The following is a 13709-nucleotide window of genomic DNA, read 5'->3' as shown; positions in this document are numbered from 1 at the left end:
AATGAAGACGACACGACCGATGCGCCGCTTGTGAAGTCCACAGATCCAGGCGGTTCATTTTGAGAGACGAGAAAGGGCTCGACCGGACTTCTTCCTTCAAGATTTACACCTATCAAGACGATATCCGTATCAAACCCGACTTACTTATCCTCAACGATCGCAGCCATCGCTGCGCCGACTCCAATGCCGCATGATTTACCCAAGCTGTTCATCGAATCGACCACCGTCATAGGGACGTTGTGCTGCATACACAGCTGTTCGATTCTCTTTAACATTCGGGGATCTGCATCTTGCGCTACATAGACTTGAATGGCTTCGCCTAGCTCCACCGATTTCAACGTCTGCTTCATGCCGATTCGTGCTTGCCCGCTCTGTAATCTCTTATTAACCGTTGTCATCCGACTACGACCTCCAGGAGACCAGAATGGCACACGTCCGGCACACACTAGAACATATTATCACTTCGCCTTGGCCGTGTCAAGAAAAGTTAAGGCGGGATTAACCGGCATTTTCACTACGTTTAACAAAAAAGCGGATACCGCAAGGGTATCCGCTCTCTTACTGAATTCACACGAAATGAATGAGCTTATTCTACGCCAACCGGCTCGAGCTCTGCCGCTTCGTCCGTCGGTTCGTCGAAAGGCGATACCAGGCGAATGTTGCGATAGCGCGCCATCCCCGTACCTGCAGGGATGAGCTTACCGATAATGACGTTCTCCTTAAGACCGAGCAAGCGGTCGACTTTGCCTTTGATGGCAGCGTCGGTAAGAACGCGTGTCGTCTCTTGGAACGAAGCCGCGGAGAGGAACGAGTCCGTCTCTAGCGATGCTTTCGTAATACCGAGCAATACAGGGCGGGCTACCGCCGGTTCTTTGTCGGCAAGGATCGCGTCGCGGTTCGCTGCTTCGTACTCGTGAATGTCCACGAATGCGCCTGGAAGAAGGATCGTGTCTCCCGGATCAACGATGCGGATTTTGCGGAGCATCTGCTTGATCATAACCTCGACGTGTTTATCGTTGATTTCTACGCCTTGGTTACGGTAAACGCGTTGAACTTCTTGCAGGATATAGTTTTGAACGCCACGGATGCCTTTGATACGCAGCATTTCCTTCGGATCGATCGAACCGTCGGTGAGCTCGTCGCCGGCTTCCACTTGTTGGCCTTGAGCTACGCGGATACGCGAGCCGTAGCTGACAGGGTATACCTTGGATTCTGCCGCACCTTGAATTTCGATCTCGCGACGGTCTTTCGTCTCGCGAATTTCTTTGACTACGCCGTCCATTTCGGAGATGATCGCTTGACCTTTCGGGTTCCGAGCTTCGAAGAGCTCCTGAATCCGCGGCAAACCTTGCGTAATATCATCCCCTGCAACGCCCCCGGTATGGAACGTACGCATCGTGAGCTGCGTTCCCGGTTCGCCGATCGATTGAGCGGCAATAATACCGACCGCTTCACCGATTTCAACCTTTTTACCGGTAGCCAGGTTACGACCGTAGCAAAGCTTACAAACGCCATGACGGGCACGGCAGCTAAGAACGGAACGGATAGGCACTTTCTTAATATCTACGCGAACGATCTCTTCGGCCTTAGGCGTATCGATGAGCTCGTTGCGATGGACGATGATTTCTTTCGTTTCCGGATTGCGGATCGTCTCGAAAGCATAACGGCCTTCGATACGGTCGAACAGATCCTCGATAACCTCTTTGCCGTCCTCGATCCGGGATACGGTAATGCCTTTGTCCGTTCCGCAATCGTCCTCGCGAACGATAACGTCTTGGGCTACGTCTACTAGACGACGAGTCAAGTAACCCGAGTCAGCTGTACGTAGTGCGGTATCGGCAAGACCTTTCCGTGCTCCGTGAGTGGAGATGAAGTACTCCAATACCGTCAGGCCTTCACGGAAGTTCGATTTGATCGGCAACTCGATGATGCGACCGGATGGGTTCGCCATCAGACCGCGCATACCGCCGAGCTGAGTAATCTGAGATTTGTTACCACGCGCTTTGGAATCAACCATGAGCATGATCGAGTTGTAACGGTCCATGGACTTCATCAAGATTTCCGTGATTTCATCCTTGGACTTGCTCCAAATCTCGATAACGCGGTCACGACGTTCCTCATCCGTGATCAGACCGCGGCGGTATTGAGTCGTAACGACTTTAACGCGCTCTTCGGACTGCTGAAGGATAAGCGTCTTCTCTTGCGGTACGATAACGTCAGCGACGGCTACCGTGATACCTGCGCGAGTCGAGTACGTGAAACCGAGTTGCTTAATGTTATCAAGAATCATCGAGGTCTTCGTCGTATGGTAAATACGGAAGCACTCGCCGATAATTTGACCCAAATACTCTTTGCCTATAGCTCCGGCAATCGGCATTTCATCGATGATCTTATCGATGTTAGCGCCCTTATCGTAAATGAAATATTTCTCCGGCGTGCCCTTCACGAGGTTTGCTTTCGTTGCCTCGTTGATGTACGGGAACGTATCCGGGAAAATTTCGTTAAAGATAATCTTACCGATCGTCGTGACGATCAAAGCTTCTTGCTGCTGCGGCGTGAAAGACTTCTTCTTCAACTCTCTTACCGGAATGACGACACGCGCATGAAGACCAATACCTGCATTACGATAGTAAGCCGATACTGCTTCATTTACGTTCGCGACTCTCATACCAGATCCCGTGGCTTCTTTGTTATCCATCGTGAGATAGTAACAGCCGAGAACCATATCCTGGGATGGAGTTACGACCGGCTTGCCGTCTTTCGGGTTCAAGATGTTGCCGGAAGCAAGCATGAGAAGACGAGCTTCCGCTTGCGCTTCAGCAGACAATGGTACGTGAACAGCCATTTGGTCACCGTCGAAGTCGGCGTTGTAAGCCGTACATACGAGCGGGTGAAGCTTAATGGCACGGCCTTCGACCAAGATCGGCTCGAATGCTTGGATACCGAGTCTGTGAAGCGTCGGCGCGCGGTTAAGCAATACCGGATGTTCTTTGATAACTTCCTCGAGAACGTCCCACACTTCCGGGCTAACGCGTTCGACTTTGCGTTTCGCGCTCTTGATGTTGTGGGCAAGCCCCTTCAGTACAAGCTCCTTCATAACGAAAGGCTTGAACAGCTCGAGCGCCATTTCCTTCGGCAAACCGCATTGATACATCTTAAGGCTTGGTCCAACGACGATAACGGAACGACCGGAGTAGTCAACGCGCTTACCGAGCAAGTTCTGACGGAAGCGACCTTGTTTACCTTTCAGCATATGGCTGAGGGATTTCAACGGACGGTTACCTGGTCCCGTTACCGGACGGCCGCGACGACCGTTATCGATCAAGGCGTCTACCGCTTCTTGCAGCATGCGCTTCTCGTTCTGTACGATAATATCCGGCGCGCCAAGGTCGAGTAGACGCTTGAGGCGGTTGTTACGGTTGATAACGCGACGGTACAGGTCGTTCAAGTCGGAAGTCGCGAAGCGACCGCCGTCCAATTGAACCATCGGGCGAAGTTCCGGAGGAATGACCGGAAGTACGTCTAGAATCATCCAATCCGGCAAGTTACCGGAGTTACGGAAAGATTCAACGACTTCCAGACGCTTGATCGCGCGGTTACGGCGTTGGCCTTGTGCCGTGCGAAGCTCTTCCTTCAGCATTTCAAGATCGCGATCCAGATCGATATCTTGAAGTAACTTCTTAACCGCTTCGGCACCCATGCCCGCGGAGAAAGCATAACCATACTTCTCGCGGTAGCTGCGGTATTCCTTCTCGGAAAGCAGTTGTTTCTTCTCGAGAGGCGTATCGCCCGGATCCGTTACGACATACGAAGCGAAGTAGATAATCTCTTCGAGCGAACGCGGAGACATATCGAGCGCAAGGCCCATACGGCTCGGAATTCCTTTGAAGTACCAAATGTGCGAAACAGGAGCAGCCAATTCGATATGGCCCATCCGTTCGCGGCGAACTTTGGCGCGCGTAACTTCGACGCCGCAACGATCGCAGACGACGCCTTTATAACGAACGCGTTTATATTTACCGCAATGACATTCCCAGTCCTTCGTCGGACCGAAAATCTTCTCGCAGAACAAGCCTTCTTTCTCTGGCTTAAGCGTACGGTAGTTGATCGTTTCCGGCTTTTTGACTTCGCCTCTCGACCAAGACCGGATCTTATCTGGTGAAGCGAGACCGATCTTCATGAACTCAAAGTTGTTGACGTCTAACAAGGAGCAAGCCCTCCTTCATCGTTGCTAAGATTTCAGATCTTAACGACGGCCCCGAAGGCCCGGCGTCACGCCACGAGCAACCTTCGCACCTGCAAGCTAGCGCATGCAGGTGCAAAAGTCTTCCGTGAACGCAGGAGCGCACCACCTAAGGAACGCGCCTTACGCTAATCGTGATTGCTAATCTGCGATACCGTCGGCACGCAGATCAAGCAGCACTATTCCACACCGACTTCCGAGCCTTCAAGATTGAGGTTCAGCTTATCGCCAGCGGCATCTTCTTCGTCGTCCATTTCTTTCATTTCAATCTCTTGCTCGTCGCCGGACAAGATCTTAACGTCCATACCCAAGCTCTGAAGTTCCTTGATCAGAACTTTGAACGATTCAGGAACGCCTGGCTCTGGCACGTTCTCGCCTTTGACGATCGATTCGTACGTCTTCACCCGGCCGACAACGTCATCGGATTTGACGGTAAGAATCTCTTGAAGCGTGTAAGCCGCGCCATAGGCTTCGAGTGCCCATACTTCCATCTCCCCGAAGCGCTGACCGCCGAACTGAGCTTTACCGCCCAACGGCTGTTGCGTAACGAGAGAGTATGGACCCGTGGAACGGGCATGGATTTTGTCGTCGACCATGTGCGCGAGCTTGATCATATACATAACGCCGACCGTAACTTCGCGTTCGAACTCTTCGCCCGAACGTCCGTCGCGCAGACGCCATTTACCGTTACGTTGCATGCCGGCTTCTTCCATCGTATCGAACACGTCGTGCTCACGTGCGCCGTCGAAGACCGGCGTTGCGGCATGAATGCCGAGTATCCGGCAAGCCATGCCCAAGTGAACTTCAAGTACTTGACCGATGTTCATCCGCGAAGGTACCCCCAGCGGGTTCAGTACGACTTGTACAGGCGTACCGTCCGGCAGGAACGGCATGTCTTCTTCAGGCAGAATACGAGCGATAACCCCTTTGTTACCATGCCGTCCGGCCATTTTGTCGCCTTCGGAGATTTTACGCTTCTGGGCGATGTAAGCACGAACCAATTGGTTAACGCCAGGCGGCAACTCGTCGCCGTTCTCGCGCGTGAACACTTTCACGTCTACGACGATACCGTCCGTACCGTGAGGTACGCGGAGCGACGTATCGCGAACTTCGCGAGCTTTCTCTCCGAAGATCGCGTGCAAGAGGCGTTCTTCAGCCGTCAGCTCGGTTACGCCTTTAGGCGTAACTTTACCGACGAGAATGTCTCCAGCGCTGATCTCCGCGCCGACGCGGATAATGCCGCGCTCGTCGAGATTGCGAAGCGCGTCTTCGCCGACGTTAGGAATGTCGCGAGTAATTTCTTCAGGCCCGAGCTTCGTGTCGCGCGCTTCGGACTCGTATTCTTCGATATGAATCGAAGTATAGACGTCTTCGCGTACAAGCTTCTCAGATAGCAGAATCGCATCCTCGTAGTTGTAACCTTCCCAAGTCATGAAGGCAACGACGACGTTACGTCCAAGCGCCAATTCGCCGGTTTCCGTCGAAGGACCGTCGGCCATGATGTCGCCTTTTTTGATAACTTCGCCGCGCTTAACGAGCGGACGTTGGTTAATGCATGTTCCTTGGTTGGAACGCATGAATTTCTGAAGCTTGTACTTGACGATATCGCCTTTGACTTCTTTGCCGTCGATAACCTCGACGCGGCGAAGCTGGATTTCGTTAGCGGAAACCCGTTCAACGATTCCGTCATATTTGGACACAATACATACCCCGGAGTCCTTAGCGGACTTGTACTCCATCCCTGTGCCGACGAAAGGCGCTTCGGGAACAAGCAGAGGTACGGCTTGACGTTGCATGTTGGATCCCATCAACGCGCGGTTGGAGTCATCGTTCTCTAGGAACGGAATCATCGCCGTTGCGACGGATACGACTTGCTTCGGCGATACGTCCATGTAGTCAACGCGGTCGCTCGGCATCGTCAAGATGTTATCGGTTTGTTTATTGTAGCGGACGATAACGTTCTCTTCCACGAATGAACCGTTAGGGTTCAGCTTCGCGTTCGCTTGCGCGATGATATAGTTATCTTCCTCGTCCGCGGTCATGTACACGATCTCGTCGGTTACGCAGTTGTTGTTCGGATCGACTTTACGGTACGGCGCTTCGATGAAGCCGTATTCGTTAATGCGAGCGAACGTCGACAGCGAGTTGATCAGACCGATGTTCGGACCTTCCGGCGTCTCGATCGGGCACATCCGTCCATAGTGCGAGTGGTGAACGTCGCGGACTTCGAAGCCGGCGCGTTCACGCGTCAGACCGCCTGGTCCGAGCGCGGACAGACGACGCTTATGCGTCAGCTCTGCGAGCGGGTTCGTTTGGTCCATGAACTGCGAGAGTTGCGAGGAACCGAAAAATTCCTTGATCGCCGCGATGACCGGACGAATGTTGATCAGCGCTTGCGGCGTGATCGCGTTTTGATCCTGAATGGACATACGCTCGCGAACGACTCTCTCCATACGGGACAAGCCGATGCGGAATTGGTTTTGCAGCAATTCGCCGACGGAACGCAGACGACGGTTACCCAAGTGGTCGATATCGTCCGTGCTTCCGATGCTTTGCAGCAAGTTCATGAAGTAGTTGATCGATGAGATAATGTCCGCCGGCGTAATGTTCTTCACTGATTTGTCGATGATGCCGTTGGAGATAACCTTAACGACCTTACCGTCCTCGATCGGAGAATACACGCTTACGCTTTGCAACGGAATATCTTCCGTTTCCATAACGCCACCGGTTACGCGGTGAGTCTTGAAGCCGACGTTCTTCTCCAGCATAGGAAGAATTTGGTCGAGCAGACGACGGTCGATCATTTGCCCAGCTTCGGCGATAATCTCGCCTGTGGAAGGATCCACGAGCGTCTCCGCTAGCCGTTGGTTGAACAACCGGTTCTTAATATGAAGCTTCTTATTGATTTTATAGCGACCTACGTTGGCAAGGTCATAGCGCTTCGGATCGAAGAAGCGTGCGATCAGCAAGCTGCGCGCGTTCTCGAGCGTCGGCGGCTCGCCCGGACGAAGACGCTCGTAGATTTCGATGAGCGCTTTCTCGGTAGAGTCCGTGTTGTCCTTTTCCAACGTATTGCGAATGTATTCGTCTTGGCCGAGCAGGTCTAGAATTTCCGCGTCCGTGCCGAAGCCGAGGGAACGCAGAAGCACCGTCACCGGAATTTTCCGCGTACGGTCGATACGAACGTAGATGATGTCTTTCGCATCCGTCTCGAGCTCGAGCCATGCTCCGCGGTTCGGGATTACGGTTGCGGTATACGTCTTCTTACCGTTCTTGTCTACCTTCGTGCTGTAGTAGACGCTCGGGGAGCGTACCAGCTGGCTGACGATGACCCGTTCCGCACCATTGATAATGAACGTGCCGGTCTCCGTCATAAGCGGGAAATCGCCCATGAACACTTCCTGTTCCTTGACCTCTCCGGTCTCTTTGTTAAGCAGCCGTACTTTAACGCGTAGCGGAGCCGCATAAGTAACATCGCGTTCCTTCGATTCATCGACTGAATATTTCGGTTCCCCTAAGCTGTAATCGATGAATTCCAGCACGAGATTACCCGTAAAGTCCGTGATTGGCGAAATATCCTGAAAAATCTCGCGCAGCCCTTCGTCCAAAAACTTCTGGTACGATTGCTGCTGGATTTCGATCAGGTTAGGGACGTCCAACACTTCATTAATGCGGGCGTAGCTGCGCCGCGCGCGGCGACCATACTGAACAAGATGTCCTGCCAACTTAACCTCACCCCTTAAGTCTGCTTCAACACAAAAATAAAGAAAAGCCCTTATGCGCCGGTTGGCGGCACAATGGCAACCCATCCTGTCCTTGCCCCAAAACAAACCCATTATACGCCATTTAGCAAGAATTTATTCCCGGGAAAGGATCGGAGTTCGAATACGCTATGCTTGAAAGACAATTAGCCCATCCTAATACTGACATTTTTTAATAATACCACAGCGGAAATGTCAAGTCAAGCATAAACAATTGACGCTGTCCAGAGGGACCGCGCAAATGGTTTGTTTTTCTTATCGAGTACTGCGGTAAACGCGGAAGCCTTTGTCTTTACCGATCTCGACAACGTTATCGTCACCGAAAACTTCTTCAAGCTTAGCCCGCGCAGTCGGCGCGCCCTGCTTATTCTGAATGACGATCCATAGCGATCCGCCTGGGCGAAGATGATCATACGCATCGGTCAGCAGCTTATGTACGACGGCTTTGCCTGCCCGAATCGGCGGATTCGACAAAATGACGTCGAAGGTCCGATCCTTTACCGCGTCGAACAGATCGCTCGGCAAGAATGACGCATTCTCAATGCGATTCTCGGCTGCGTTATGTTTGGCCAGCTCGACTGCCCTCTCGTTAATATCGATCATCGTTACATGTCCTTGCGGCGCAAGGCGAGCAGCCGTTAGCCCCATCGGTCCATAACCGCAACCAACGTCGAGCACATGATCATCCGGCTTGATCTCCATCAAGTCGATTAGCACTCGGCTTCCGAAGTCCACCCCGTCCCGCGAAAACACGCCCGCGTCCGATGTCAGCCGAAAGGTAAAGCCTCGAAGCGAAGCCGCGAAAGACTGTCGGTTGCTGGCCGACTTCGGCTTGTTCGAATAGTAATGATCGTTCATATCGCTTCTCACCCTTAGTCATCTTACGCCAATATAGACGAGAACAAACCCCTCGAAGAAAATCTCCAAGGGGTTTGTGGATTCGCTTCTTACTTAACTTCGACTTTAGCGCCAGCTTCTTCAAGCTTAGCTTTAACTGCGTTAGCTTCTTCTTGAGCAACTTTTTCTTTGATTGCTTTAGGAGCGTTGTCAACAACGTCTTTAGCTTCTTTCAAGCCAAGACCCGTGATTTCACGAACAACTTTGATAACGTTGATTTTCGATGCGCCAGCATCAAGAAGGATAACGTCGAACTCAGTTTGCTCTTCAACTTCTGCTACTGCTACTGCGCCGCCAACTGCAACTGGAGCTGCAGCAGTTACGCCGAATTCTTCTTCGATTGCTTTAACGAGATCGTTCAATTCAAGAACGGTCATTGCCTTGATGGCTTCCAAGATTTGCTCTTTGCTCATGGGATTACCCTCCATTATTTTGAGATCATATGATCTGCTTAAGTTTGTTTAAACCGGTATTACGCGCTTGCTTCGTTCTTCTCTGCGACTGCTTTGACAGCGAGTGCCACGTTGCGCATAGGCGCTTGCAGGACGCTAAGCAACATGGACAGCAAACCTTCGCGGGAAGGCAGGTCGGCCAGAGCTTTGATCTGAGCAGCGTCTACGAAACGTCCTTCGACGATTCCGCCTTTTACTTTCAACGCATCGTTCTTCTTCGCGAAATCGCTAATGATTTTCGCTGGAGCAATGATGTCTTTGCTGAAAGCAACAGCCGTAGGGCCGGCCAGGATTGCGTCCAGTTCAGTCAACTCTACGTTTGCCGCAGCGCGGCTAACGAGGGAGTTTTTCAGAACTTGGAAATCAACACCAGCTTCGCGAAGTTGTTTGCGGAGCAACGTTACTTGCGCTACGTTCAGACCGCGATAGTCAGCAACGACCGTCGTTGTGCTTTCGCGCAGTTTCGATGCGATCACGTCAACTTCTTGTTGTTTCGCTTCGATGATTTTCGCATTTGCCATTGTGTACACCTCCTAAAGTCTCGATATACCGCATCTTTATTCTCGTCCCCGTCCTCGAGGGCATAAATAATGCCCCCGCGGACTTAGCGGAGGCATGACATGATTTTTCACCAGGCAACAAGATGTAAGCATCCTGAGCAACGGAAAATTATATCCACACACCTCGGTAGGAAATTAAGCGCACATTATCGCGAAGATTACATGCAGCACCTACGGTCTACGGTATCCATATTCGTTTTTAGCTTCATCAGCTTACCACGATGGGTAATGCGATGTCAAAGTTAGTTTTTACCGTAAAAACGGCCTAAGCCGTTCTATAAACGAAATGCAGCCGCTTCAATGCGTGCGCCTGGGCCCATCGTCGAAGAGATCGAGATGTTTTTCAGGTATACGCCTTTCGAGGAAGCAGGTTTCGCACGGTTCAACGCATCCATAAGAGCTTTAAGGTTCTCGTTGAGCTTCTCAGCATCAAAGGAAACTTTGCCGATAGGAGCGTGAATTTGTCCGGCTTTGTCCAGACGGTATTCGATTTTACCGGCTTTAATCTCAGCGATAGCTTTGGCAACATCATTCGTTACCGTGCCTGCTTTAGGGTTAGGCATCAAACCTTTACCCCCGAGAATACGGCCCAATTTACCTACTTCGCTCATCATATCCGGCGTCGCTACGCAAACGTCGAACTCGAACCAACCTTGTTGGATCTTTTGAATAAGCTCAGCATCGCCTACATAATCCGCGCCGGCAGCTTCAGCTTCTTTGAGCTTCTCGCCTTTCGCGAATACGAGGACGCGTTGCGTTTTACCCGTGCCGTGAGGCAGGACGACGACGCCGCGCACGTTTTGGTCTTGCTTTCTCGGGTCAACGCCGAGACGGACAGCTGCTTCGACGGTTTCGTCGAACTTAGCCGATGCCGCTTTTTTAACTAGATCGATCGCTTGTGCGGACGTATACGTCGCGTCACGGTCGAACAGCTTAGCGGATTCTACGTATTTCTTGCCGTGTTTAGCCATGTTGAACTCCTCCTTGTGTGGTTTTAACGGAAGTCTCCTCCCACAGTCTTCGCGAATCGGATTCGCAAAAACCGACGGACCATTCTGGCAATCGCACCTTTAACCGAAGGCCAAAAGTCCGATCGTCAACCTGCATCCGTCTAACCGAACGGGCGAACCCGATACGGTAATTAGTCTACGATCGTAACGCCCATGGAACGGGCAGTACCTTCGACCATACGCATAGCCGCTTCGACGGAAGCCGCGTTAAGATCTTGCATTTTTTGCTCGGCGATTTCACGCACTTTATCGCGTTTAACCGTAGCAACTTTTTTCTTGTTCGGCTCGCCGGATCCTTTAGAGATACCTGCAGCGACGCGCAGCAATACAGCAGCTGGTGGCGTCTTCGTCTCGAACGTGAAAGAACGATCCTCGTATACCGTGATTACGACTGGAATGATCAGACCAGCTTGATCAGCAGTACGAGCATTGAACTCCTTACAGAATGCCATGATGTTTACGCCAGCTTGACCAAGTGCAGGACCGATCGGCGGCGCAGGGTTAGCTTTACCCGCGTTAACTTGCAGCTTCACCAATTTGATGACTTTCTTTGCCATGATGCACACCTCCTTGCCCAGTAATGCGGTTCAACGGAACAGAAGTCCCTCCCGCTCTTTCAAGAAACCCCAACTATGCTGAAGATATTTATATCTTTTCCACCTGAGTGAAATCCAACTCAAGCGGGGTTTCCCTGCCAAACATGTTAACGTGAACTTTCAGCTTGCTCTTCTCGGGTAGAATTTCTTCAACAGACCCGACAAAATCGGCGAAAGGACCCACTTTAACGCGGACGCTCTCCTTAAGCTCGAAGTCGATGACCGGCTTCGGCTCCTCCATACCCATGTGATGCAAAATTTGCTCCACTTCTTCAGGCAATAGAGCGGTCGGCTTCGATCCCGATCCCGTGGAACCAACAAATCCGGTTACGCCCGGCGTGTTGCGAACCACATACCATGAATCGTCCGTTTGAATCATCTCAACGAGAACATAGCCGGGATACACTTTGCGCATCACGGTCTTCTTCTTGCCGTCCTTGTTGACAATCTCCTCTTCCATCGGAACAAGTACGCGGAAGATTTTGTCTTGCATACCCATAGACTCCACGCGTTTCTCCAGGTTAGCTTTAACCTTGTTCTCGTAACCGGAGTACGTGTGTACTACATACCATCTTTTCTCCATGGAAAAGCCACCTTTAGGTTCCTGCGTCAAACGACAAGTTCAACGAGGGATGAAATGCCGATGTCCAGTCCCCAGAAGTAGACCGTTACCAGCAACACGGTCACGATAACGACAACCGTATAACTGATTAGCTCTTTCCGGCTAGGCCAACGGACTTTCTTCAGTTCGCCCCAACTGTCGCCGAAAAACGAAAAAAAGGACCCAAAGCTCTGTTTCATTTTGGCCAGCACGTCAATTCCTCCTAGGACTTAGCGCGTCTCGCGATGAGGAGTATGTTCGTTGCAGAATTTGCAGAACTTCTTCAACTCGATGCGATCGGAGTGCGTCCGTTTGTTCTTGCTCGACGTATAGTTCCGTTGCTTGCAGCTCGTGCACGCGAGAGTGATGATCACCCGCATCCCTTCCACCTCCCGGGATTACTACTTCATAAAAAGACAACCATACGGCGGAAAACCCAGCTTGGAGAACCAAGGCCGAATAGGATTCGCTGGGCAACGGCGTACCGTCACGACAACGAAACCTGGTGTTTCGCCGATGATTCAGACCTGCGCATAAGACGCCACCTTAAGGTTACTAAAACAATTTATCACAGGGCTAAATCGATGTCAACGAAAACCGTCGAGCAGAATACTGGCAATAATTTAATAGACGTCATTCGGAATCGCCCGCCGCGCAAGCGAAACGCGTCGAAATTGACGGTTGGCCTCAGAGCATAGCACCATTCTTCCAACTTTTCGCTGTGTTTAACCCTGCGGTTTGAAAGATTAGGAGCGGCTCGGCGCAACCGGCATACGGACAAATAAAAAAGCAGCTTGCATTGCGCTGCTTGGTTATCGTTATGAGTTCATGAACATTAGCTTACGATATCGCGTACTTCCAAGTAACGCTCCAACTTGCGCTTAACGCGCTGGAGGGCATTATCGATGGACTTCACGTGGCGATCCAGGTCGACGGCGATTTCCTGATAAGATCGTCCATCCAGATAGAGCATCAATACTTTACGCTCTAGATCGCTGAGGATTTCCGACATCTTATCTTCAAGCCCGTAAAATTCTTCCTGGTTGATGATCATCTCTTCCGGGTCGCATACTCTCGAGCCGCAAATGACGTCGAGCAACGTTCGGTCGGAATCTTCATCGTAAATCGGCTTGTCCAATGAAACGTATGAATTCAAAGGAATATGCTTCTGTCGCGTCGCGGTCTTGATAGCGGTAATAATCTGTCGCGTGATGCAGAGCTCGGCGAAAGCCTTGAAGGAAGCCAGCTTATCGCCCTTGAAGTCGCGGATCGCTTTGTAGAGGCCGATCATGCCTTCTTGCACGATATCTTCCCGCTCCGCGCCGATCAAGAAATACGATCGCGCTTTGGCGCGTACGAAATTGCGGTATTTATTAATAAGAAATTCCAGCGCTTCACTGTCGCCTAGTCGGACGTCTTCCACGATGTCCTCGTCGGTCTTGAAGTCGTATTCACGTGTTGCCAGCCTCTCCAAGTCGACGCTCACGAACATCCCTCCGGTCTAATTGGCGCACTGGAACCTAGAAAACTACCAGACTACTATCAATATACTTGATAAACCCTATAGCGTCAATGGATTTGCGGCTATT

At 51.5% G+C, this 13709-nt stretch carries 12 protein-coding genes and 1 other annotated feature; all 12 genes read right to left on the bottom strand.

The features are described from left to right. Window positions 1-140: 140 nt before the first annotated feature. Entirely contained in the window at window positions 141-398 is a 258-nt protein-coding gene (locus ACFPQ4_RS00840) for a ribosomal L7Ae/L30e/S12e/Gadd45 family protein (protein ID WP_378109816.1), read from the bottom strand. Window positions 399-586: 188 nt separating this feature from the next. Further along, entirely contained in the window at window positions 587-4207 is a 3621-nt protein-coding gene (gene rpoC, locus ACFPQ4_RS00835; RefSeq protein ID WP_378109815.1) for a DNA-directed RNA polymerase subunit beta', read from the bottom strand. 215 nt (window positions 4208-4422) lie between these two features. Then, window positions 4423-7968, bottom strand: coding sequence for a DNA-directed RNA polymerase subunit beta (rpoB, locus tag ACFPQ4_RS00830; protein ID WP_378109814.1), 3546 nt, complete (start codon window positions 7966-7968; stop codon window positions 4423-4425). A 291-nt stretch (window positions 7969-8259) separates the two neighbouring features. Then, window positions 8260-8862 (bottom strand): class I SAM-dependent methyltransferase, encoded by a 603-nt coding sequence (locus ACFPQ4_RS00825; RefSeq protein WP_378109813.1) that lies wholly within the window; start codon window positions 8860-8862, stop codon window positions 8260-8262. Window positions 8863-8951: 89 nt separating this feature from the next. Further along, window positions 8952-9314 (bottom strand): 50S ribosomal protein L7/L12, encoded by a 363-nt coding sequence (gene rplL / locus ACFPQ4_RS00820; protein ID WP_378109811.1) that lies wholly within the window; start codon window positions 9312-9314, stop codon window positions 8952-8954. 59 nt (window positions 9315-9373) lie between these two features. Beyond that, on the bottom strand, window positions 9374-9874 hold the full coding sequence (gene rplJ, locus ACFPQ4_RS00815) for a 50S ribosomal protein L10 (RefSeq protein WP_378109810.1): 501 nt from the start codon (window positions 9872-9874) through the stop codon (window positions 9374-9376). A 54-nt stretch (window positions 9875-9928) separates the two neighbouring features. Beyond that, window positions 9929-10115, bottom strand: a sequence feature (ribosomal protein L10 leader region). A gap of 73 nt (window positions 10116-10188) precedes the next feature. Continuing rightward, window positions 10189-10884, bottom strand: coding sequence for a 50S ribosomal protein L1 (gene rplA, locus ACFPQ4_RS00810; RefSeq protein WP_378109809.1), 696 nt, complete (start codon window positions 10882-10884; stop codon window positions 10189-10191). Between the two features lie 170 nt (window positions 10885-11054). Further along, window positions 11055-11480, bottom strand: a complete 426-nt coding sequence (rplK, locus tag ACFPQ4_RS00805; protein WP_378109808.1) for a 50S ribosomal protein L11 — start codon at window positions 11478-11480, stop codon at window positions 11055-11057. A gap of 88 nt (window positions 11481-11568) precedes the next feature. Then, window positions 11569-12102: a transcription termination/antitermination protein NusG gene (nusG, locus tag ACFPQ4_RS00800; protein ID WP_378109807.1), complete on the bottom strand. Its 534-nt coding sequence runs from the start codon at window positions 12100-12102 to the stop codon at window positions 11569-11571. A gap of 26 nt (window positions 12103-12128) precedes the next feature. Then, the gene (gene secE, locus ACFPQ4_RS00795) at window positions 12129-12338 is read right to left on the bottom strand and encodes a preprotein translocase subunit SecE (RefSeq protein ID WP_378109869.1); all 210 of its coding nucleotides are present in this window, start codon (window positions 12336-12338) and stop codon (window positions 12129-12131) included. 12 nt (window positions 12339-12350) lie between these two features. After that, entirely contained in the window at window positions 12351-12500 is a 150-nt protein-coding gene (gene rpmG, locus ACFPQ4_RS00790) for a 50S ribosomal protein L33 (protein WP_378109805.1), read from the bottom strand. Between the two features lie 455 nt (window positions 12501-12955). Beyond that, the gene (sigH, locus tag ACFPQ4_RS00785) at window positions 12956-13606 is read right to left on the bottom strand and encodes an RNA polymerase sporulation sigma factor SigH (RefSeq protein WP_378109804.1); all 651 of its coding nucleotides are present in this window, start codon (window positions 13604-13606) and stop codon (window positions 12956-12958) included. Window positions 13607-13709: the final 103 nt, after the last annotated feature.

The organism is Cohnella yongneupensis, from assembly GCF_042655785.1.
Classification (GTDB): domain Bacteria; phylum Bacillota; class Bacilli; order Paenibacillales; family Paenibacillaceae; genus Cohnella; species Cohnella yongneupensis.
Note: the sequence above shows the minus strand (reverse complement) of the source record. Positions and strands in the feature narration are given on the sequence as shown.